We start from the raw sequence: 21559 nt of genomic DNA, 5'->3' as shown, positions 1-21559 counted from the left end.
GCCGCGACCCCCTGACGCCTCGCGCCGACCGCCGGACGCCCTCGCCTGCGGGTCGCCTGCGCCGTCGTCCGAGGTCCTTGCGGGGTCGCCTGCGCCCGTCCTTCGGGCGGCCGGCTTCGGTGCGGCCTTCGCCGGCGCCGACGTGGTGGCCGTGCCCGTGGGCTGGCTGGAGGAGGGCTTCTTCTCCCTGCGCATCCGCGTCGTCGGGGAGATCATGCAGAAGTTCGTCGACCACCGGCTGCGCCTGGCCGTCATCGGCGACCTCTCCCGGCACCTGGAGGCCGGCGCGGCCCTGCGCGCCCTCGTCCGGGAGTCCGACCGCTCCGGCCATGTGTGGTTCCTGCCCGACTGGAGGCCCTGGACGCCCGTCTCGCCGAACGCGCCGGGATGCGAGCGCTCCGGGTCCGTCGACGGCGGCCCTCGCGCCCGTCTCCGTGTCGCTTTCCCTCGTGAACCCGGCATTGAGACGAGGGCGGGAATCCCTCCCGGTGGGCCGTGAGACGGCGGAAGGGCCTTTCTGAAAAAGGGTTTGTCTTCGGCTTCGTTCCGCCGACCATGGCCTCATGGGAGTCCGATTGCGGAAACGGGTCCAAAGCGCCGCGCAGCGCATCAGCACGTTGATCTTTCGCTGCGGCGTCGTCTGGAGCTGCGGATTTCTCAAGATCTGCAAGCCGGCGTGGCTGGGGATCGGATCCGGCAGCGCTCCTTGGTGGAAGGACAGGCTCAAGCGGAGCTACCTCCACAGGCTCTCCAGGCTTCTGCGGCTCGTGTCGCAGCGCCGGGACGAGTGGGCGTTCCGGCGGCTCCTGAGGACCATGGAGGAACTCGCGGACGATCCGCTCTTCATGGACGCGGTGCTTTTCTGCCTCAGCCGGCCGAGATGGTACTGGGCGGCCCGGCACGACCCGGAGCCGCGGTTGCCGGTCGACTGGGTGCCGTTCCTGCTGACGCCCTTGCCGGATGCGGTCGAGTGCCGGCATGCGCCGAGAGTCCGGCTGATCGCGTTCTTCGGCGTGCGGGATCTCTTCGGCCTGACGAACTCCCCCGACCTGGCCCGCTGGCTGCTCGACAACGCCTTGCACAACGAGGACGCAAAGGTGCGCGAGGCGTTGTCCGCCCTGTTCGGCGACACGGATGAGCCGACCCTGCTCTTCATCCTGGAAGAGGCGTTCTCCCATGCCCTGACCTTCGTCCGAAGGGGTGAGGGGAACAGAGGGCGTGTGCTGTGGGACGGTGACCGCCCCGGCCGACTGGTGAGGATCCTGCAGGAGAATCCTCACCTCCTGCAGGATCCGGGTGAGGCGGGCGCCACGAGGGAGCGGCGGGCCGGCTTCTCCGAGGTGATGCTTGCGATCTTGAAGGGACGTTTCGACCTCATCGATAAGTGGAGCGGCCGCTATGAGGAGTCCTATGCCGTGGTCTCCGGACTGCTCGACGGGATCGACCTGCCGGCTTCTGAGGAATTCAAAGACAGGTGTCGGCGAGCGCTGCGCACCTTGAGTTCGAGAACGGCCCAGGAGACTCTGTGCTCGATCGCCGCGTCCTCGCACGCCTACGGCAGCTGTCCCGAGGCCACGGCGGCCGTGGTGGAGGCCGGCTATGTGTGGGAGAAGCACCCCGCCGTCCTGCTGTTCCTCACCGAGCAGTGGGACCGCTACGACGCCCTCGACCCCGACGGCGGCCTGTTGCGCTCCTACTGCGACTCCGGCGGCGGAATCCGGTATCGCGACCAAATCAGGATCATCGCCGAACGCAACGGCCGTCCCGACCCCTTCCCGCCTCCGCCGCCGAGACCGTCCGACGAAGAAGACGGAGGAACGAGGCGCCGTTCCGGCATCGGCGGCAGCTGGCCCACGGACGCCGGAATCGGCACGATCGACACCGGAGGGGGCCATGGCGACTCCGGCGGCGGTTTCAGCGACGGCGGCTTCAGCGGCGGCTTCGGCGGTTTCAGCTTCTGATCACCGCTCCCGACACGGGCTCCCCGCCCCGCCGCCGGCGCCTGACGAGGGCTCCTGGCTGCTTCGGATCCTCCGCACCAGCGCGGTGAAGGACCGGCGAGAGACGGTCAGGCGTCCGGCGGCGGAGCGCCCGAACAATGCGACGCCCGGTCCCCGACGGGCGGGAACCGGGCGATGGAGGCGGGCGGTCGCCTGGGCGCGCCCGCCGTGCGCGGGCGGCGACGGGGCGTCAGCCCGCGGTCTTGGCCAGGTGCGGCTCCAGGGCGTTGACCAGGACGCGCTTGGGCTTGGCACCGACGATCTGCTCGACGACCTCCCCGTTCACGTACAGGTTGAGGGTCGGCAGGCCCATCACGCCGGCCTTGGCCTGGGTGGCGGGGTTCTCGTCGGCGTTCACCTTGGCGATCGTGAGCCGGCCGTCGTACTCGGCGGCCAGTTCGTCCAGGATCGGCGCGATCATCTTGCAGGGCCCGCACCATTCGGCCCAGAAGTCGACCAGGACGGGCTTGTCGCTCTTGAGGACCAGCTCCTCGAACGTCTCGTCGGTGACCTCGATCGGTGCGCTCACGATCTCTCCTTCATCGGCTCTCTGTCGGTGTCAAGTCGGGAAGGGCCCGGTTCATTCCCGCCGCCGCGGCCCACCGCCAGGACCGCTCCGGCGCACGCCAGGTCGGCCAGCGTCAGCACCACGCGGGACACCAGCGCCACCACCAGCGGGGCGCCGGACGGCAGCACCGGGGAGAGGGTGATGACGATCACCGCCTCTCGCGCGCCGAACCCGTTGGGCGCGATGAACACCAGGAACCCGGCGGTGAACGCCAACGCGTACGCGCCGGTGGCCAGGAACGGCAGCCCTCGGCCGTCGCCGCCGGCCGCGTCGGCGATCAGCCAGGTGTGCACGCCGAACAGCGCCCAGCCCGCCGTCGCCCACGCCGTCGCGTGGCAGGTCGCCGCCAGGCTCACCGGATGTTCCAGTCCGGGACGCCGTGCCAGCTTCAGCAGCAGGTCGATGCCCCAGGTCACGATACGGGGGTGCAGCATCGCCAGCAGCACCGGCGCCAGCAGGAACAGCCACCAGTACGTCCGGGTGGCCTCGGGCGAGGTCAGCGGGAGCGTCACCGCCGCGACGGCCAGCCCCGAGGCCAGGGACGTGGCGATCGCCAGCAGCGACGAGCTGACGTTGCGGATGCGCGGGATGCCGTAGGCGCGGCCCAGCTCCATCAGGGTCACCAGCGCCCACACCTTGCCCGGCACGTACTTGCCGAGCCCGGAGATGAACGACATGCGCGCCGCGGCGGTCACCGGGATGGGGGAGCCGAGCCCGGCCAGCAGCACCCGCCAGCTCAGCATCCACGCCGTCAGGCCGCCGACCGCGGCCAGGAAGGACCCGGCCAGAGCCGGCCACGACATGCGCGCGAACGCCTCCGTGGTCTCCTCCCACTGGGAGAGGAGGCTGTAGGCACAGAAGGCCACGGCCGACACGACCAACAGGACCCGTGCCGTGCTCATGGCCCGCTGCTTGGAAATCACCCGCATAGCGTAGGCGAGCCGCCGGCCCGCCCGGTCCCGGTGCGGACGTCCCGCGACGGGACCGGCGACGGGCGGACGGCGAGCGGTCGATGAGCGGGCGGCGAGCGGTCGTTGAGCGGCGTCGCGTCCGCCGCGGCGCCGCAGGCAATAAGCTCGGGTGCGCTATGAAGCTTGCTGATGCGGTCGCGTTCGTCGGCCACCAGGTGCACATATGCCGGTTCCGTGAGGCGGGGACGCTGCTGCGGTGGATGGGGCCCGACCTGCGCGGGAAGCGGATCCTGGACGTCGCCGGCGGGGACGGGTACTGGGCCGGGCGGGCCCGCAGGCGGGGCGCGCAGGCGGTCTCGATCGACCTGGCCCGCCACAAGATGCTCTACGGCAAGACGCTGGCGCATCCGCCGGCGCTCATCCAGGGGGACGCGCTGGCGCTGCCGTTCGCCGACGGCTCCTTCGACGCGGTGCTGTCGGTGTGCGCGATCGAGCACTTCGACGACGGCGGGCGGTCGCTGGCCGAGATGGCGCGGGTGCTCAAGCCCGGCGGTGAGCTCTTCATGTCCGCCGACGTGCTCAGCCGCGCCGACTCCTGGCCGAAGCTGCGGGACGCGCACAAGGCCAAGTACCACGTCCAGCACACCTACACCCATCGGACGCTGGGCGAGCTGATGGCCGGGCACGGCCTGGAGCTGATCGCGCACTCCTACCAGTTCCGCACCGCGGCGGCCGAACGGCTGTACCTGTCGCTGTCGGCCTACGGCGGCAGGGTCGGGTTCAACGCGGCGGCCCCGCTGACGCCGCTGGTGGCGCTGAGCGACCGGCGCGCCCCCAACGAGCGCGGCAGCATCGTGCTCGTCCGCGCCCGCAAGCGGGCGTGAGCGGCGTACCCTCTCACCGGGGGCGGTGACCCCCGACACGTCGATGCGAGGGGGGACCGTGGCGCCTCGGGTTCTCGTCGACGCCACCGCCGTACCCGCCGACCGGGGGCGCTGGGCCGCTATGTGGACGGGCTGCTGAGCGCGCTGGACGGTCAGGGCGCCGACCTGGTGGTGGTCTGCCAGCGGTCCGAGGAGGCGCGGTATGCGGCGCTGGCGCCGCGGGCGCGGGTGGTGGCGGGCCCGGCGACGCTGGCGCACCGGGCCTTCCGGCTGGCCTGGGAGCAGAGCGGGCTGCCGTCGGTCGCCCGGCAGGTGGGCGCGGAGGTGATCCACCACCCGTACTACACGGTGCCGCTGCGGGCGCCCTGCCCCACCGTGGTGACCGTGCACGATGTGACGCACTTCAGCGAGCCGGACGCGCACGACCCGATCCGCGCCGGGCATCTGAAGTCGGCCACCCGGACCGCCGCCCGCCGCGCCACCCGGCTGATCGTCCCCTCGAACGCCACCAGGAACGAGCTGGTGCGGCTGCTGGGCGTCGATCCCGCCCGGATCGACGTGGCCTACCACGGGGTGGACCGGCGGGTGTTCCACCGGCCCACCGAGGAGGAGGTCGCACGGGTCTCCGAGCGGCTCGGCCTGCACGGGCGGCCGTATGTGGCGTTCCTGGGGGCGCTGGAGCCGCGCAAGAACGTGCCGAACCTGATCCGCGGCTGGGCGGCGGCGGTCGCCGAGATGCCCGAGCCGCCCGCGCTGGTGCTGGCGGGCGGGGCCGGCGGCCGGGACGACGAGGTGGACGCGGCGCTGGCGACGGTGCCGATGCACCTGCGGGTGGTCCGTCCCGGCTATCTGAGCTGGTCGTCGCTGCCGGGCTTCCTGGGCGGGGCGCTGGTGGCGGCGCTGCCGAGCCGGGGGGAGGGGTTCGGGCTGCCGGTGCTGGAGGCGATGGCCTGCGGCGCTCCGGTGCTGACCACGCGCCGCTCGTCGCTGCCCGAGGTCGGCGGCGACGCGGTCGCCTACACCGAGCCGGACGCCGCCTCGATCGCCGCCGCGCTGCGCGACCTGATCGGCGATCCGGGCCGCCGGGCGGCGCTGGCCGAGGCCGCGTTCCGCCGGGCGGAGCGCTTCAGCTGGGCCGAGTCCGCCCAGGCCCATCTGGCCGCCTACGAGCGGGCGGCGGCCGTCTCGCCCGTCCGCGGGTGATCCGCCGCCGCGGCCCGCGCCTTCCGGCCGGACCCGCGCCTCTCGGTGGGAACGGGGGCCGGAAGGGGATTCAGTAGGGTTGCCCCCGTGGAAGCGATTCTTCTGGTCGGGGGACAGGGCACCAGGCTGCGGCCGCTGACCCTGTCGACGCCCAAGCCGTTGCTGCCGATGGCCGGCGTCCCGCTGCTGGAGCACCAGCTGACCCGGGCCCGGGAGGCCGGGGTGCGCAGGCTGGTGTTCGCCACCTCCTACCGGGCGTCCATGTTCACGGAGGCGTTCGGGGACGGGTCGCGGCTCGGGCTGGAGATCGTGTACTGCACCGAGGAGGAGCCGCTGGGCACCGCGGGCGCGATCCGCAACGCCGCGCAGGCGCTCACCAGCGGCCCGAGCGACCCGGTGCTGGTGCTCAACGGCGACATCCTGTCCAGCCATGATTTGAACGCCCAGCTCGCCGAGCACCGCAAGGTCGATGCGGCGGTGACGCTGCACCTGACGCTGGTGGACGACGCCCGCCGGTACGGCGCGGTGCCGACCGCGCCGGACGGCCGGGTGCTGGCGTTCGTGGAGAAGTCCCCCAACCCGCCGACCAACCAGGTCAACGCGGGCTGCTACATCTTCCGCCGCTCGGTGATCGATGAGATCCCCGAGGGCCGGGTGGTGTCGGCCGAGTACGAGGTCTTCCCCGCGCTGCTGGCCGCCGGGGAGCCGATCTACGGCTATGTGGAGGCGGCCTACTGGCTGGACGTGGGCACCCCGGCGGCGTTCGTCAAGGGCGCCTCCGACCTGGTGACCGGGGCGATGACCTCGCCGGTGGTGAGCGGCGCCGAACACGGGGTGCTGTGCCTGGAGGGGGCGTTCATCGCCTCCAGCGCCCAGGTCGGCGGCGGCACCACGGTCGGCGAGGGCGCCCGGGTGGGGGAGAAGGCCCGAGTGGAGTCCAGCGTGCTGTTCGACGGCGCGGTGGTGGAGTCCGGCGCCCGGGTGGTCCGCTCGGTGATCGGCAAGAACGCCCGGATCCGTGCGGGCGCGGTGCTGGAGGACGTGGTGATCGGCGACGGGGCGACCATCGGCCCCGGCAACGAGCTGCGCAACGGGCTGCGGGTGTGGCCGGGCGTGGAGCTGCCGCCGATGGCGGTCCGCTTCTCCCACGACGCGTGACCACGGCCCGGAGGCGGGTCTGGCGCCCGCCGTGGCCGGTGGACGCGGCGGCGACGCTGTCGGCGCACCGCCGCGGACGATACGACCCGGCCCACCGGGTGAGCGCGGACGGGGCCGTGTGGCGGGCCTCCCACACCCCGGACGGGCCGGGGACGCTGCGGATCGTCGTGCGCGCCGACCTGGGGCGCGTCGAGGCGGCGGCGTGGGGGCCGGGCGCGGACTGGCTGCTGGAGGGGCTGCCGGAGCTGCTGGGGGCGGTGGACGATCCGGAAGGGCTCCGCCCGGTGCATCCGGCGGTGGCCGCCTGCCTGGCCCGGGGGAGAGGGGTGCGGATCGGCCGGACCCGCCGGGTGTTCGAGGCGCTGGTGCCCGCCGTGCTGGAGCAGAAGGTGGTCTGCGTCGAGGCCTGGCGGGCCTGGGGGCGTCTGCTGCGCCGGTTCGGCGAGCCCGCGCCCGGGGCGCCGCAGATGCGGGTGCCTCCGCCGCCCGCCGTGTGGGCGGGCATCCCGTCGTGGGAGTGGCACCGGGCGGGGGCGGAGGCGGTGCGGGCGAGGACCGTCGTGAACGCCGCCCGCCTCGCCGCTCGGCTGGAGCGCGACCCGTCGGAGCGGGCGCTGCGGTCGCTGCCGGGCGTCGGGGCGTGGACCGCCGCCGAGATCCGGCAGCGGGCCGTGGGCGATCCCGACGCCGTGTCGGTGGGCGACTGCAACCTGCCTCGCCTGGTGGGGTGGGCGCTGGCCGGGCGCGAGGTCGACGACGCCGGGATGCTCCGACTGCTGGAGCCCTACGCCGGGCACCGGTACCGGGTCACCCGGCTGTTGGAACTGTCGGCCGGACGCCCGCCACGGCGCGGGCCCCGCCGATCCGTTCGCGATTACCGTTCCTTTTGAGGAAACGGCGGGAACGGTCGTTCCGGGGGAGCCAGAAATGGCCGGGCGTCCAGTCCAGCCCGTCACGGGAGTCGGCGCCGAACAGCGGGCCGAGCAGGGCGAGCGAAAGCAGCAGACCGAGGACGTAGTGCATGGTGGATTCCTGAGTGCAGAGCCCGGAGGCGAAGGGACGGATGGGCTCCCGCGCGGGGCGCGCCGGCGACGGGGTCGCCGTCGTCTGCGCGCACCTTCAGTCTGAACCGGAGAACTATTCAGGTCCAGCGACTATTTCTGCATGGAACATGTAAGAATTTCTGAACTATGTTGGATCTGGCCCGGCTGCGCGTCCTGCGTGAGCTGAAAATCCGCGGCACCGTCGGCGCGGTCGCCCGAGCCCTCGGTTACAGCCCTTCGGCGGTGTCCCAGCAGCTCGCCCAGCTCCAGCGGGACGTCGGCGTGCCGCTGGTGGAACGGGCCGGGCGCCGGCTCCGGCTCACCGAGGCCGGCGAGGTGCTGGCCGGACACGCCGAGGCGTTGCTGGCCCGCGCCCAGCAGGCCGAGGAGGAGACCGCCGCGGCCTCGGGGCGGGTGGTCGGCGTGGTGCGGGTGGTGGGCTACCAGACGGCGCTGATCAACCTGCTCGCCCCGGTGCTGCCCGAGCTGGCGCGGCGGCACCCGGAGCTGACCGTCGAGGTGATCGACGAGGAGTTCACCCGGGTGCTGCAGGCGCTGGTGCTGCGCGAGGTGGACATCGTCATCACCGACGAGTACTCGGCGCTGCCCCGGCCCCGCCGCCCCGAACTGGTGGCCGAGCCGCTGATCACCGAGCCGATGCGGCTGGCGCTGCCGGAGGGGCATCCCGCGGCGGCCTCCGGCGGCCCGGTGCGGCTGGCGGACCTGGCCGAGGAGTCCTGGGTGACCGGCCATCCCGGCACCAACCACGCCGAACTGCTGGAACGCGCCTGCGTGGACCTGGCCGGGTTCCGGCCCGACATCCGGCATCGCAGCAACGACATCCACGTCTTCATGGCGATGGTCCGGCATGCGGGGGCGGTCTGCCTGTTCCCGGACGTGGGGCGGCCCGAGAGCTTCCCCGGCGTGGTGGTGCGCGACCTGGCCGACGCCCGGCTGCGGCGGCACATCGTGATGTGGACCCGGGTCGGCGCCGACGTTCGGCCCTCGGTGCGGGCGGTGCAGGAGGCGGTGCGCGATTCGGCGGCGGCGCTGACCGCGCGCTTCCCGAGCCTGACCCTGATGCGTCCCGACGCAGGGGAGCACGCGGGGGAGAGCGCGGGGGAGGACGCAGGGGAGAGGGCGAGGGAATAGATCACCGGTCGTCCGATGCTGACCGGAATGTGCCAGGGGTCGGGTAGAGGCCGAATATGACGATTGGCATAGAGTGCTCGGCATGGACGCTGCCAGCACGGTGACCGAATCGGCACTCCGGCGGGCGTTGGCCCGCGCACGCGACGGCAAGGCCCTCGACCCGGCCGAAGCCACCACTTTGCTCCACGCCCGCGGCCCGCACCTGGACCGATTGCTGGAGTACGCCTCCCGTGTCCGCGACGCCGGCCTCCAGGCCGCCGGACGGCCCGGGATCATCACCTACAGCCGCAAGGTGTTCATCCCGCTCACCCGGCTGTGCCGGGACCGCTGCGGCTACTGCACCTTCGCCACCGTTCCGCACCGGCTCGACGCGCCGTACCTCGGTCCCGACGAGGTGCTGCGGATCGCCCGGCAGGGGGCGGAGCTGGGCTGCAAGGAGGCCCTGTTCACCCTCGGCGACCGGCCCGAGGACCGCTGGCGGCAGGCCCGCGCGTGGCTGGACGCGCACGGCTACGACGACACCCTCTCCTACGTGCGGGCCATGGCGATCCGGGTGCTGGAGGAGACCGGGCTGCTGCCCCACCTCAACCCCGGGGTGCTGACCTGGCGGGACTTCCAGCGGCTCAAGCCCGTCGCCCCCTCGATGGGGATGATGCTGGAGACCACCGCGAGGCGGCTGTTCACCGAACGCGGCGGCCCGCACTACGGCTCCCCGGACAAGGACCCGGCGGTGCGGCTGCGGGTGCTGGAGGACGCCGGACGCTGCAACGTGCCGTTCACCACCGGCATCCTCATCGGCATCGGCGAGACCCCCGCCGAGCGCGTCGACGCGATCTTCGCCATCCGCAAGGTCATGCGCGAGTACGGGGCGATCCAAGAGGTGATCGTCCAGAACTTCCGCGCCAAGCCCGACACCAAGATGCGCGGCGTCCCCGACGCCGAGCTGGAGGAGCTGGCGGCCACCATCGCCGTCGCCCGGCTGGTGCTCGGCCCCAAGGCGCGCATCCAGGCCCCGCCCAACCTGGTGGACGACCAGTACGCGCTGATGCTGCGGGCCGGGATCGACGACTGGGGCGGCGTCTCGCCGCTGACCCCCGACCACGTCAACCCCGAACGGCCCTGGCCGCAGATCGACGAGCTGGCCGCCCGCACCGCCGAGCAGGGGTTCGAGCTGCGCGAACGGCTGACGATCTACCCCGAGTACGTCAAGCGCGGCGAGCCCTGGCTGGACCCGCGGGTGGCGGCGCACGTCGCCGCGCTGGCCGACCCCGACACCGGCCTGGCCCGCCCGGACGTCGTCCCGCAGGGCCGCCCCTGGCAGGAGCCGGACGGGGGCTTCCCCGCCGCCGCCGGCCGCACCGAGCTGCACGCGGAGATCGACACCGCCGGCCGGAGCGCCGACCGTCGCGCCGACTTCGACGAGGTGTACGGGGACTGGGACGCCCTGCGCGAGCGGGTCCGCGCCCCGCAGCGCTTCGACGCCGACGTCAAGGCCGCCCTCGCCGCCGCCGAACGCGACCCCGCCGGCGTCTCCGACGAGCAGGCCCTGGCCCTGCTGCACGCCGACGGCCCGGAGCTGGAGGCCCTGGCCCGCCTCGCCGACGACCTGCGCAAGGACGCGGTCGGCGACGAGGTGACCTACATCGTCACCCGCAACATCAACTTCACCAACGTCTGCTACACCGGCTGCCGGTTCTGCGCGTTCGCCCAGCGCCGCACCGACGCCGACGCCTACACGCTGTCGCTGGAGCAGGTCGGGCAGCGGGTCGAGCAGGCCTGGGAGGCCGGCGCGACCGAGATCTGCATGCAGGGCGGCATCCACCCCGACCTGCCCGGCACCGCCTACTTCGACCTGGCCCGCGAGGTCAAGCGCCGCGCCCCCGACATCCACCTGCACGCCTACAGCCCGATGGAGGTCGTCAACGGGGCCTCCCGCACCGACATGTCCATCCGCGACTGGCTGCAGGCCGCCAAGGAGGCCGGGGTCGACTCGCTGCCCGGCACCGCCGCCGAGATCCTCGACGACGAGGTGCGATGGGTGCTCACCAAGGGCAAGCTGCCCACCGCCGCCTGGGTCGAGGTGATCACCACCGCCCACGAGCTGGGCATCCCGACCACGGCCACGATGATGTACGGGCATGTGGACACCCCCGCCCACTGGGTCGCGCACCTTCGGCTGCTGCGGGGCATCCAGGAGCGCACCGGCGGTTTCACCGAGTTCGTGCTGCTGCCGTTCGTGCACCACAACTCGCCGATCTACCTGGCCGGGCTGGCCCGCCCCGGCCCCACCGCCCGGGAGAACCGCGCCGTCCACGCCCTGGCCCGGATCCTGCTGCACGGCGCGATCGACAACATCCAGTGCTCGTGGGTCAAGCTGGGCGACGATCTGTGCGTGCAGGTCCTCCAGGGCGGGGTCAACGACCTCGGCGGGACGCTGATGGAGGAGACCATCAGCCGGATGGCCGGCTCCGACCACGGGTCGTTCAAGACCATCTCCTCGCTGGAGGAGATCGCCGCCCGCGCCGGACGCCGCGCCCGCCAGCGCACCACCACCTACGGCACGCCCCCGCCGGAGCGCCGGGAGGCCGCCCGCCGCACCGACGGGGTGGGGCACTTCGCCCGGGCCGCCCGAAGCCGTGGCAGACTCGACCTCCCGCTGGTGACGTGAGAGACGAGGAGGGGCCGTGGCCGCACCACCGTCCCGACGGATGGCGGCGTGGCGCAGGCCCCGTCTCCTCCTGGCCGCCGCCGTGCTGATCGCCGCGGCCGGCGGCGCCTGGGGGGTCCGGACGCTGGCCGCGCCGTGCCGGGGGGCGCCGCTGTCGATCACGGTGGCGGCGCAGCCGGAGATCGCCCCGGCGCTGCGCGACATCGGCGTCCGCTTCGACGCGCAGCGCCATCGGGTGCAGGGCCGCTGCGTCCGGGTCCGCGTCCGGGCCGAGGAGTCCGCCGCCACCGCCGCGGACCTGGCCCGGCGCCGCGTCACGGCCGACGCGTGGGTGCCGTCGTCGTCGGTGTGGTTCGCCGTCGCCCGCGACGCCGGCGCCGATCCCGACGCGGTGCCCGAGCGGGCCGGGTCGCTGGCCGCCTCCGCCGTCGTGCTGACCACCACCCGGGCCGCCTGGCGTGAGCTGGAGGACGCGGGGGCCGAGCCGAGCTGGCGGCTGCTGCGGTCCGCCCGGATCGGGGGCCTCCCGGTGACCCGCCGCGCCCCCGACCCGGCCGAGCACGCCGCCGGGATGTTCGCGATGATCGCCCTCGACCAGAAGGGCGGCCTCGACGACCGGCTGGTGCGGGACCTGCGCGCCGCCGCCCCCGAGAAGGGGCCTCCCGCCCTGGCGGAGCTGCTGAGGGCCGAACGCTTCGCGCGTCTGCTGATCGTCACCAGCGAGCAGGCCGTGGTCGCCCACAACCGGCGCAACGAGCCCAATCCCGCGGTCGTCCTCATCCCCGACGAGGGCACCCTGATGCTGGAGTACCCGTTCACCGGCCTGACGCGGGACCCGGTGCGGCTCCAGGCCGTGGACGCGCTCGGCTCGGCGCTGCGCTCCCGCGCCGCCCGGCAGACCTTCCAGCGACACGGGTTCCGCGCCCCCGACGGCACCCTCCTCGACGTCTACGCCTCCCGCCACGACCTGCGACGGGAGCCGCCCCGGCCGCTGCGGCTGCCGACCTGGGAGGAGGTGCTCGACGCGCACGCCTCCTGGCGCTAACGGACCTCGATGAACGCCTCCGGGGACCGCGGCGGCCGCCGCCTGGGCGGCGCGGCGGCCCGGCCGACCCCGACCGCGCCCATCGGATCCCAGTCCGCGGGCAGCCCCAGCACCTCGCGGACCACGTCGCGGCAGAACATCGTGCTGGACACCCAGCAGGAGCCCAGCCCCTCCACGGCCAGGGCGACCAGCAGGTTCTCCACCCCGGCGCCCATCGCGACCACGAACATCTCCCGCTCGGCGGTCGACCGGCGCTCGTCGGGGTAGTCGTGCGAGCCGTCCATCACCAGGCACGGGACGATCAGGTACGGGGCGCGGCGCAGCACGTCGCCGCGCTTGAGCCGCCGGGCGATCGCCTCCTCCGACAGCCCGTCCCGGCGCAGGTCCGCCTCCCAGGCGTCGCGCATCGCGTCCAGCAGCCGCGCCCGGCTCTGCGCCGACTCCAGCAGCACGAACCGCCACGGCGTGGTGTGATGCGGGGCCGGGGCGGTGATCGCCGCCGCCACCGCCCGCCGCACCGCCGCCGGGTCCACCGGGTCGTCGGTGAACTCCCGGATGGTGCGCCGCTGGTACAGCACCTCCGAGGGCCCGTAGCGGAACATGTCCTCCTCGGCCGGCCGGATCAGCGCCCGCGCGCCCGGGCCGTCCTCGTCGGTGACCAGCCCGCCCAGCCCGCGCACGATCGCCACCGGCACCCCGGAGAGCTTGCCCTTGACCAGCTCGGCGGCGGAGGCGATCTCGTCGGCGACCGCGGTGATCGTGCTGTCCAGCCGGTTGCCGTGGGCGTCGGTGCGGCCCCGCAGATCCACCAGCGGCGCCAGCCCGGCCGCCCCGATCGCGGTGTCCACCAGGCCCTGCCGCCACGGCCGCCCCATCGTGTCGGTCACCAGCACGGCCACCCTGGCGCCGGTGCGTTCGCGCAACCCGGCCCGGATCCGGCGGGCCGAGGCGTCGGGGTCCTCGGGCAGCAGCAGCACCGTGCCGGGCGGGGTGTTGGAGGCGTCCACCCCGGCGGCGGCCAGCACCAGCCCCTGCCGGGTCTCCACGATGCGGGTCTCGCCGCCCGGATGCGTCCGCCGCGCCACCACCCGCACCGTCTCGGCGTCGATCGCCTTGTTCCGGTCGTCGGCGGCCAGCGTCCGCCCCTCCGCCTTGCTGACGATCTTGGAGGTGACCGCCACCACGTCCCCGTCGGCGAGGTCCGCGGCCTCGGCGATCAGCGCGGCCAGGTCGGCGCCCTCGGTCACCTCCGGCAGGCCGGACACCCCCGTGATCTCGATCCTCATCGCAGCTCCCCGGCCAGCTCCAGCGCCGCCCGCGCGATGTCGGCGGCGGCGCCCACGTCGGTCATCAGCAGCGGACGGGACCGCACGGCGATGCCCGCGATCCCCTCGTCGGCCACGGCGGCGTCGGCCTCGTCCACCAGCCAGCCGTCCAGCAGCTCCGGACCGTAGTGCTCGGCCACCGCGCGGGCGCTGGTCTCCACCCCGATCGCCGCCAGGCAGGCGTCGGCCATGCCGCGCACCGGCGCCCCGCCGATGATCGGGGACACCCCCACCACGGTCTTGGCCGCCACGGCCTCCCGGACGCCCGGCACCGCCAGGATGGTGCCCACGCTGACCACCGGGTTGGACGGCGGCAGCAGCACCGCGTCGGCCTCCGCGATCGCCTCCAGCACGCCGGGCGCGGGCTTGGCCTCCTCCACGCCGATCGGGACGATCGCCTCGGCGGGCACCGAGGCGCGCAGCCGCACCCACCACTCCTGGAAGTGGATCGCCCGGCGGCCCCGCTCGTCGGTGATCACCACATGGGTCTCGACCCGGTCGTCGGTCATCGGGATCAGCCGCACCCCCGGCCTCCACCGATGGCACAGCGCCTCGGTGACCGCCGACAACGGGTATCCGGCGTTGAGCATCTGGGTCCGCACGATGTGCGTCGCCAGGTCCCGGTCGCCCAGCCCGAACCAGGTGGGTTCGACCTCGTAGGCCGCCAGTTCCTCCTTGACGCGGAAGGTCTCGTCGGCGCGGCCCCAGCCCCGCTCCTCGTCGATCCCGCCGCCCAGGGTGTACATCACGGTGTCCAGGTCCGGACACACCTTCAGGCCGAACAGGAAGATGTCGTCGCCGGTGTTGCCCACGACGGTGATCTCGGCCTCGGGGGCGGCGCGCTTCAGCCCGCGCAGGAAGCGGGCACCGCCGATACCGCCCGCCAGCACCACGATCCTCATGGGCGTCCAGCCTAGGCAGAGTCCGGGGCGACGGCGCGGACGGGTGCCGGGTGCGGATCACGGGCGCCGCCGACGCGACGGCCGGGCGGGCGCGGAGGCGGCGGCGGGGACGGGCGCCGGGGCGGACGCGCGGACGGGCGGCGGGTGCGTACGGGGCGGGCCCGGGTATGCAAAGCTTTGCGGGTCGGCATGACGTATTCGCGACGCAATCTGGAGACGAACGTGAACAAGGAAGCGGTTCAGCGCTTGCGTGAACCGGCCGCCTGGGTCCTCGTCGGCGCGGCCGCCGCGCACGTGCTCGCGGGCCTGGTCGTCTTGTTTCTGGGAGACGGCAAGTTCACCTACCGGGCCCTGGGCGAAACGGCGGGCGGCGACCTGTTTTCCGGCATCGGGCTGACCGCCCTTTTGGTCACGGCCGTTTTCCTGGTCGCCTGGCGGGAGACGCCGGGCGGGCAGACCCGCACGGTGGTGATCGCCGCGCTGGCCGTCTTCGGCGTCGCGCTGCTGCTCGGCGCGCTGTCGTGGCTGGCGGGCCTGCTGGCCGGCGGCGAGTCGGTGGAGGTCTACGGCCAGGAGATCACCGCCGGCGGCGTCTCCGGCGTCACCAAGCTGGCCGCGTTCCTGTACGGCCTGGCCAAGCTGGCCGTGCTGGGCATCGGCGCGTGGTTCGTCTTCACCGTCTTCCAGGGCCTGCAGCCGGGCAGGGGCGCCTCGCCCATGCAGCAGGGCTACCCCGGCTACGGCTACCCGCAGGGCGGCTACCCGCAGGGCGGCTACCAGCAGCCGGGCGTCGAGGGACAGGCCGCCGCCCCGCCCGCGCAGCCGCAGTACGACCCGCAGCAGCACCGGCCCCAGCAGTACGACCCGCAGCAGGGCTACCAGCAGCCCCAGCAGTACCAGGCCCCCCAGCAGGGCTACCAGCAGCAGGGCGGCCAGTCCCTGGAGGAGGAGAGCGCCGGCGAGTGGACCCGCGCCTACGGCGGCGGCCAGGACCCCTCCCAGGGGTCCCAGGGAGGGGGGTACGGCCCGCAGCAGGGGTACGGATCGCCGGGGTCGGACGCCGGCGGCGGCGACTGGTATCGCAACAACCAGTAGTAAAAACTTGCTGGTCAGACCCCAGGTCCCGGCATTTGGCACCGATAGTTCCGCTATGCCTTCGCCCACAGGCGTTCCGCTTGACGGAGCACGCACTACACCCGTGTAATTTCATAGGTGTGGTTCTTCTCCCCGGGGGGACACAGTGCTGGGAGAAGGGCGTTCATCGGGGGCTCCACGGGCTAGGAGGTGCGCTGTGAGCGAGGTCGTCATCCCGCTGGCGCACGGCACATTCGGTGAAGAGTTGGGCTGGCAGGAGCGCGCTTTGTGCGCGCAGACGGATCCGGAGGCGTTCTTTCCGGAGAAGGGCGGCTCGACCCGCGAGGCGAAGAAGGTGTGCCGGGCTTGCGAGGTCCGGGCCGAGTGCCTGGAGTACGCGCTGCAGCACGACGAGCGTTTCGGCATCTGGGGAGGTCTGTCGGAACGCGAGCGCCGCAAGCTCAAGCGCCAGGCGGTCTGAACGACCGCGGCCCGGTCCCTCCGGGCGGCGCGGGCCGTGCCGGCCTGTGAAGTGCGGGGGATGACGGGCGTGACCGGCACCGGTACGCGTATGGTGATTGCGCCGCGCCCGCCCGGCGGCCGCCGTCACCGGCGACCGGGTCCGGCGCGGCCGGCCGGGCCCGCTCGGCGGGCGGCCGACCCGCTCTCCGGTCACGGAGGCGCGGGGGCACCGACAGTCGACCCAGATCGAGGGAACCCTTGTCGCCCGCTCTCGATCGCCACGTCGTCACCGCCGTGCTGGTCGCCCACCAGGGGGCGCGCTGGCTGCCGGAGACGCTGAAGGCGCTGCTCACGCAGACTCGGCCGGTGCAACGCCTGGTCGTGGTGGACACCGGCAGCACCGATCGCGGTCCCGCCGTGCTCACCGAGGTCGCCGGAGAGGACCGCCTGCTGCGGCTGCCGCCGGACACCGGCTACGGCGCCGCCGTCGCCGAGGCGCTGCGGCATCGCGCCGCCTCCCTCCCGCTTCCCGGGCAGGAGCCGGGGACGCCGCGCACCGAGTGGATCTGGCTGCTGCACGACGACTCGGCGCCCGCGCCCGACGCGCTGGCCATGCTGCTGCGCGCCGCCGACGCCGATCCCGACGCCGCGATCCTCGGCCCCAAGCTGCGCGACTGGGACGATCGCCGGCGCCTGCTGGAGGTGGGCGTCACCATCGACGGCGCCGGCCGCCGCGGCACCGGCGTCGAGCACCTCGAGCTCGACCAGGGCCAGCACGACGGCACCCGCGCCGTGCTGGCGGTCAGCACCGCCGGGATGCTGGTGCGCCGCGAGGTGTACGAGAAGGTCGGCGGGCTGGACCCGGCGTTCGGGCTGTTCCGCGACGACGTGGACCTGTGCTGGCGGGTGCAGGCCGCCGGGCACCGGGTGCTGGTCGTCAGCGACGCGGTCGTGCACCACGCCGAGGCGTCCGCGCGCGGGCTGCGGGAGATCGGCGCGCCGATCGGCTCCCCCCGCCGGCGCGACCGTCGCAACGCCCTGTACGTCCTGCTGGCCAACCTGCCCGCCGGCCCGGCGCTGCGCGCCCTGGTCCGCACCCTGCTCGGCACGGTGCTGCGCGCGCTGTACCTGGCGGCGGCCAAACGGCCGGACGCCGCCCGCGACGAGGCCGCCGCGTTCGGCGACGTGCTGCGCGACCCCCGCGCGCTGCTGCGCGCCCGCCGCCTGCGCGCCGGCGGGCGCCGTCGCGTCTATCACCACATCCGCCGGCTGCAGCCCCGTCGGGTCGCGCTGCGCCGCCTCCAGGAGCGCCTCGCCGCCGTCGCCTCCCGCGAGCACCGGCGTCACGACGAGTCCCACGAGCCCGCCTCCGAGGGACCCGGGGCGCTGCGGCGGCTGCTGACCCGCCCCGGCGCGGTGACGGTGCTCGGCCTCGGCGCGGTGACCCTGGCCGCCGAACGCACCCTCCTCGCCGCGGGCGGCCGCCTCGGCGGCGGCGCGCTGCTGCCCCCGCCGGGCGGGGCGAGCGACCTGTGGGAGCGGTACGTCCAGGCCTGGCATCCGGTCGGGCTGGGCTCGGCCGAACAGGCGCCGCCGTCCCTGGGCGTGCTGGCCGCGCTGTCGACGCTGACCTTGGGCAAGCCCTGGCTGGCGGTGTCGATCCTGCTGCTGGGCTGCGTGCCGCTGGCCGGGCTCACCGCGTACGCGGCGGCCCGCGCCCTGGTGGTGGAGCCGCCGCCGACCGGCCGCCGCGCCCGCCGGCGGGACGGCGGGCCGCGGGTGCCGCTGTTCGCCGTGCGGGTGTGGATCGCGGTCACCTATGCGCTGCTGCCGGTCGCCACCGGGGCCGTCGCGGGCGGCCGGCTGGGCACCGCCGTGGTGCACGTCCTGCTGCCGCTGGTGGTGTGGTGCTTCGCCCGCATGTACGCGCTGCCCCGCAGCCGCCCGGCGTCGCGCGCGCAACGCCGCCGGGCCGCCTGGGCGGCGGCGGCGCTGCTGGCCGTGTGCATGGCGTTCGTGCCGCTGACCTGGCCGCTGGCGGTGGTCGGCGGCGTGCTGGCGTGGGCGGCGTTCGGCACCGCCCGCACCCGGCGAGTGGACCGCAGGCTGGTGGTGGCGCTGGGCGTCCCGCCGGTGCTGCTGCTGCCGTGGACCGTCTCGCTGCTCGTCCACCCGTCGCGGTTCCTGCTGGAGACCGGGCTGCATCTGGGGGCCGACCCCGCCCCCACCGCCGTTCGGCTGCTGACCCTCAACCCCGGCGGACCCGGCACTCCGCCGTCCTGGGCGCTGGGCGGGGTGCTGCTGGTCGCCGTGCTGGCCCTGCCGCTGCGCAGCCGCCGCCTGCTGGTGCTGCTGGGCTGGACGCTGGCGCTGGCGGGGCTGCTGGCGGCGATCGGCGTCAGCGCGGTCACGGTGACCAAGGGCGCCGACCGCGGCGCGGTCTGGCCGGGCGCGGCGCTGCTGCCGGCGGCCGTGGGGGTCCTGGCTGCCGCCGTCGCCGCCGTGCTGCGCGCCCGGGAGGCCGTGGCGGGCAGGCATCTGCCCTACCGGGTGGGCGGCGCGCTGGTGCTGCTGTCCGCGCTGACCGCGCCGGTGCTGACCGCGGGCGCGTGGATCGCCGGAGGGGCCCGTGATCCGATCGGGAAGGTGCCGGCCGACACCGTTCCGCCGTTCCTGGCCGGTCCCGCCGGGCCGCGCACGCTGGTGCTGTCCCGCGGCGGGGACGGCCGGGTGACCTACACCGTCCTGCGGGGCGCCGAGCCCCGGCTGGGCGATGCCGAGACGCCGGCGCCGGAGGCGGTGCGCCGCCGGATGGACGCGCTGGTGGCCGCGTTCGCCGCCGGGCACGGCGACGCGGCCGCGCTCACCCGCATGGGGGTGCAGTACATCCTGGTGCCCCGGCCCGCCGAAGACCCCACCACCGGGGTGGTGGACGCCACGCCGGGCCTGTCGCGCACCAGCCGCACCGACGAGTTCGGCGTGTGGCGGCTGCAGGCGTCGTCGGGACGGCTGCTGCTCCTCGACCGCGGCGCCGTCACCCCGCTGCCCGCCGGACCCGTGACGGCCTCGGTGGACGTCCCGCCCGGCACCGGCGCCCGCACCCTGCTGCTGGCCGAGCCCGCCGACGGCGGCTGGCGCGCCACCCTCGACGGCCGGGAGCTGACCGGCCGCCGCTTCGACGGGTGGGCGCTGGCCTACGACGTCCCGGCCGAGGGCGGACGGCTCGAGCTGCGCCGCGGCCAGGGGCTGCGGAAGGCGTGGATCCTCCTGCAGGGCGCGGCGGTGCTGGTCGTCGTGGCGCTGGCGCTGCCCGGCGGACAGGCGGGCGGCATGCCCGTCCTGCCCGGCCGGATCCCTCGCCCGCCGCGCGGACGCCGCGCCCGGCGGGTGTCCGGCACGCCGTCCGAACCGGCCCCGCACGGCGGGGCCGCGCCGCCGGTCGCCGCTGGAGAGCCCACATGACCGAGCACCCCGAGACCCGACCCGGGACCCCCGAGGAGCCGGCCCCGGCCGCCCGGTCGGAAGACGCCCCGTCCCCCGCGGCCGAGCCCGCACCCGCGTCCGGACGGCGGGGCGGCCGTCGGCGGCGCCCGGCGGACCGGCGGCGGCCGATCGACCTGTGGAGCCGGCGGCTGGTGCTGCTGGCCGGCTGGGTGCTGCGCCATCGTCACGCCACGGCGGCGCTGGTCCTGCTGGCGGTGCTGGCGCTGTACGGGGTCGCCGCCCTGTCCCGCCCGGCCGTCGACGGCGCCGCCGCGGGCTCCCGCGTCCCGGTCGCCTCGGCGGTGCTGGCCTGCCCCGCGCCCGGCGGCTCCACGGTCGGCGTGCTGTCCGCGCCGTCCTCCGGCGCCGGCAGGGCGGATGTGATCTCCGGCGAGGACGGCGCGGTCGTCGCCTCCCCGACCAGGCCCGGGGTGCCCTGGAGCGGGAAGGCCGCCGGCGGACCGGACGCCTACACGATCCGGGCGCACGGCGCCATGGCGGCGGGACTGCAGGCCGAGCGGACCACGCACGCCGAGGAGGGCGCCGACCGGGGACTGGCCGCCGCCCGCTGCACCGGCCCGGGCACCGATCACTGGTTCCTGGGACCGGGACCGCTGGAGGCCGAGCGCATCGACGTCCACCTCACCAACGTCGACGCTCAGCCCGCCACCGTCGACCTCACCGCGCTGTCGGGGGACGGCCCGCTGGACACCGTCGACGGGCGCGGCATCCCCGTCGACCCCGGCGCCACCAAGGTGATCCGTCTCGGCGACGGCTCCGAAGGGCTCGGCGAGATCGTGCAGACGGCGCAGATCGTGGCGCTGCGGGTGCACGCCACCGCGGGCCGGGTCGCCGCCGCCGTCCGGGTGCGGGTCGGCAAGGAGAAGGGCGTGGACTGGCTGCCGCCGGCCGGGTCTCCCGCGACCGCGCTCATCGTGCCGGGCCTCCCGGACGGCGCGGGCGCCCGGCGGCTGCTGGTGGCCGTGCCCGGGCCGGACGAGGCCCGCATCCGGATCCAGGTGCTCACCGAGGCGGGGGCGTTCGCGCCCGAGGGGCAGGACGCCTTCCATGCGCCCGGCCGGACCGTCACCCCGCTGGCGCTGGAGCGCGCCCTGTCCGGCAAGCCGGCGGCGGTGCGGCTGACCGCCGACCGGCCCATCGTGGCGGGCTTCACCGCCGACCGCGGCGCCGACGTCGCCTACGGGGCGGCGACCGCGCCGCTGGGCGAGGCGGGCGGGATGGTCGCCGACAACCGGTTCGACTCCGTGCTGCTGCTCACCGCGCCGGACGGGCCGGCGAACGTCCGGGTCGTCACGGTGAACGCCCAGGGGGCGACGGGCGCTCCGCGGCGGGTGCGGATCGCGGCCGGGCGCACCGCCGAGGTCGAGCTCTCCCCGCCGGCGGGCGCGGACGAGAAGGCGGGCTTCGGGGTCGTGGTGACGCCGGAGCCGGGGTCCGGGCCGGTGCACGCCGCCCGGGTCATGGCGACCGGGCGGAACGGCCGGCTGTTCACCGTGCTGCCGATCGCGCCCGCACGGACCACGCTGCTGCTGCCGCCGGTCCTGGACTCCCAGCGGGCGGTGCTGCCCTGAGACGCCGCCCCCGCGGGAGCGTTCCGGGGCGGCGGGCCGGGGCGCGGCGGCGGGGCCTCGCCGGCCCGCCCTCCGCCGGCCGGAACGTC

Annotated in this window: 17 protein-coding genes; 13 read left to right on the top strand and 4 right to left on the bottom strand. The window is 74.9% G+C overall.

Going from position 1 to position 21559, the window contains the following annotated elements; all coding sequences use genetic code 11:
- Positions 1-145: 145 nt before the first annotated feature.
- Together EIO00_RS18030 and EIO00_RS18025 are read left to right on the top strand one after the other, a co-directional pair.
- Complete coding sequence (locus EIO00_RS18030; protein WP_241661439.1) at positions 146-499, top strand: DUF4180 domain-containing protein; 354 nt, start codon at positions 146-148, stop codon at positions 497-499.
- A 64-nt stretch (positions 500-563) separates the two neighbouring features.
- Entirely contained in the window at positions 564-1961 is a 1398-nt protein-coding gene (locus EIO00_RS18025) for a hypothetical protein (RefSeq protein ID WP_140180501.1), read from the top strand.
- Positions 1962-2190: 229 nt separating this feature from the next.
- Here the strand turns inward: EIO00_RS18025 and trxA are convergent, their stop codons facing one another.
- A complete protein-coding gene (gene trxA / locus EIO00_RS18020) occupies positions 2191-2529 on the bottom strand; it encodes a thioredoxin (RefSeq protein ID WP_140180499.1) in 339 nt (112 codons plus the stop codon).
- Positions 2526-3470, bottom strand: a complete 945-nt coding sequence (locus EIO00_RS18015) for a lysylphosphatidylglycerol synthase domain-containing protein (protein WP_140180497.1) — start codon at positions 3468-3470, stop codon at positions 2526-2528. Before EIO00_RS18015 ends, trxA begins: the two co-directional genes overlap by 4 nt.
- 185 nt (positions 3471-3655) lie before the next feature.
- On the opposite strand from EIO00_RS18015, the gene EIO00_RS18010 reads away from it, so the two are divergent.
- The 7 genes from EIO00_RS18010 (at position 3656) to EIO00_RS17980 (ending at position 12632) form a co-directional block, all read left to right on the top strand.
- Positions 3656-4363, top strand: coding sequence for a class I SAM-dependent methyltransferase (locus tag EIO00_RS18010; protein WP_140180495.1), 708 nt, complete (start codon positions 3656-3658; stop codon positions 4361-4363).
- 123 nt (positions 4364-4486) lie between these two features.
- Entirely contained in the window at positions 4487-5566 is a 1080-nt protein-coding gene (locus EIO00_RS18005; RefSeq protein ID WP_241661438.1) for a glycosyltransferase family 4 protein, read from the top strand.
- Between the two features lie 87 nt (positions 5567-5653).
- Entirely contained in the window at positions 5654-6724 is a 1071-nt protein-coding gene (gene manB / locus EIO00_RS18000; RefSeq protein WP_140180493.1) for a mannose-1-phosphate guanylyltransferase, read from the top strand.
- Positions 6721-7614, top strand: a complete 894-nt coding sequence (locus tag EIO00_RS17995; RefSeq protein ID WP_140180491.1) for a DNA-3-methyladenine glycosylase family protein — start codon at positions 6721-6723, stop codon at positions 7612-7614. The genes manB and EIO00_RS17995 overlap by 4 nt, the downstream gene beginning before the upstream one ends.
- A gap of 300 nt (positions 7615-7914) precedes the next feature.
- Complete coding sequence (locus EIO00_RS17990) at positions 7915-8919, top strand: LysR family transcriptional regulator (RefSeq protein WP_140180489.1); 1005 nt, start codon at positions 7915-7917, stop codon at positions 8917-8919.
- Between the two features lie 82 nt (positions 8920-9001).
- A complete protein-coding gene (locus EIO00_RS17985) occupies positions 9002-11587 on the top strand; it encodes a bifunctional FO biosynthesis protein CofGH (RefSeq protein WP_140180487.1) in 2586 nt (861 codons plus the stop codon).
- A 16-nt stretch (positions 11588-11603) separates the two neighbouring features.
- Positions 11604-12632, top strand: coding sequence for a substrate-binding domain-containing protein (locus tag EIO00_RS17980; protein WP_140180485.1), 1029 nt, complete (start codon positions 11604-11606; stop codon positions 12630-12632).
- Here EIO00_RS17980 and EIO00_RS17975 read toward each other — a convergent pair.
- Together EIO00_RS17975 and cofD are read right to left on the bottom strand one after the other, a co-directional pair.
- The gene (locus tag EIO00_RS17975) at positions 12629-13918 is read right to left on the bottom strand and encodes a coenzyme F420-0:L-glutamate ligase (RefSeq protein ID WP_140180483.1); all 1290 of its coding nucleotides are present in this window, start codon (positions 13916-13918) and stop codon (positions 12629-12631) included. The two genes, EIO00_RS17980 and EIO00_RS17975, sit on opposite strands and share 4 nt — an antisense overlap.
- Entirely contained in the window at positions 13915-14859 is a 945-nt protein-coding gene (gene cofD / locus EIO00_RS17970; protein WP_140180481.1) for a 2-phospho-L-lactate transferase, read from the bottom strand. Before cofD ends, EIO00_RS17975 begins: the two co-directional genes overlap by 4 nt.
- Positions 14860-15105: 246 nt before the next feature.
- On the opposite strand from cofD, the gene EIO00_RS24595 reads away from it, so the two are divergent.
- From EIO00_RS24595 to EIO00_RS17950, 4 genes are all read left to right on the top strand, one after another.
- Complete coding sequence (locus tag EIO00_RS24595; RefSeq protein ID WP_175596267.1) at positions 15106-15954, top strand: hypothetical protein; 849 nt, start codon at positions 15106-15108, stop codon at positions 15952-15954.
- 196 nt (positions 15955-16150) lie between these two features.
- Entirely contained in the window at positions 16151-16414 is a 264-nt protein-coding gene (locus EIO00_RS17960) for a WhiB family transcriptional regulator (RefSeq protein ID WP_103936885.1), read from the top strand.
- Positions 16415-16653: 239 nt separating this feature from the next.
- Positions 16654-19857: a glycosyltransferase family 2 protein gene (locus EIO00_RS17955; RefSeq protein ID WP_140180479.1), complete on the top strand. Its 3204-nt coding sequence runs from the start codon at positions 16654-16656 to the stop codon at positions 19855-19857.
- Complete coding sequence (locus tag EIO00_RS17950; RefSeq protein ID WP_140180477.1) at positions 19854-21470, top strand: DUF5719 family protein; 1617 nt, start codon at positions 19854-19856, stop codon at positions 21468-21470. The genes EIO00_RS17955 and EIO00_RS17950 overlap by 4 nt, the downstream gene beginning before the upstream one ends.
- The last annotated feature ends 89 nt before the right edge of the window (positions 21471-21559 follow it).

Source organism: Thermomonospora catenispora (genome assembly GCF_006363815.1).
GTDB classification, from domain to species: Bacteria; Actinomycetota; Actinomycetes; order Streptosporangiales; family Streptosporangiaceae; genus Thermomonospora; species Thermomonospora catenispora.
The sequence above is the reverse complement of the archived record's forward strand: the minus strand, read 5'-3'. Positions and strand labels throughout refer to the sequence as shown.

What these genes read in the sequence shown, in the direction of transcription:
- EIO00_RS18025 (WP_140180501.1), top strand. Translation starts at nt 564, where the DNA reads ATGGGAGTCCGATTGCGGAAACGGGTCCAAAGCGCCGCGCAGCGCATC.
- EIO00_RS18015 (WP_140180497.1), bottom strand. Translation starts at nt 3,470, where the DNA reads ATGAGCACGGCACGGGTCCTGTTGGTCGTGTCGGCCGTGGCCTTCTGT.
- EIO00_RS18010 (WP_140180495.1), top strand. Translation starts at nt 3,656, where the DNA reads ATGAAGCTTGCTGATGCGGTCGCGTTCGTCGGCCACCAGGTGCACATA.
- EIO00_RS17990 (WP_140180489.1), top strand. Translation starts at nt 7,915, where the DNA reads ATGTTGGATCTGGCCCGGCTGCGCGTCCTGCGTGAGCTGAAAATCCGC.
- EIO00_RS17985 (WP_140180487.1), top strand. Translation starts at nt 9,002, where the DNA reads ATGGACGCTGCCAGCACGGTGACCGAATCGGCACTCCGGCGGGCGTTG.
- EIO00_RS17975 (WP_140180483.1), bottom strand. Translation starts at nt 13,918, where the DNA reads ATGAGGATCGAGATCACGGGGGTGTCCGGCCTGCCGGAGGTGACCGAG.
- cofD (WP_140180481.1), bottom strand. Translation starts at nt 14,859, where the DNA reads ATGAGGATCGTGGTGCTGGCGGGCGGTATCGGCGGTGCCCGCTTCCTG.
- EIO00_RS17950 (WP_140180477.1), top strand. Translation starts at nt 19,854, where the DNA reads ATGACCGAGCACCCCGAGACCCGACCCGGGACCCCCGAGGAGCCGGCC.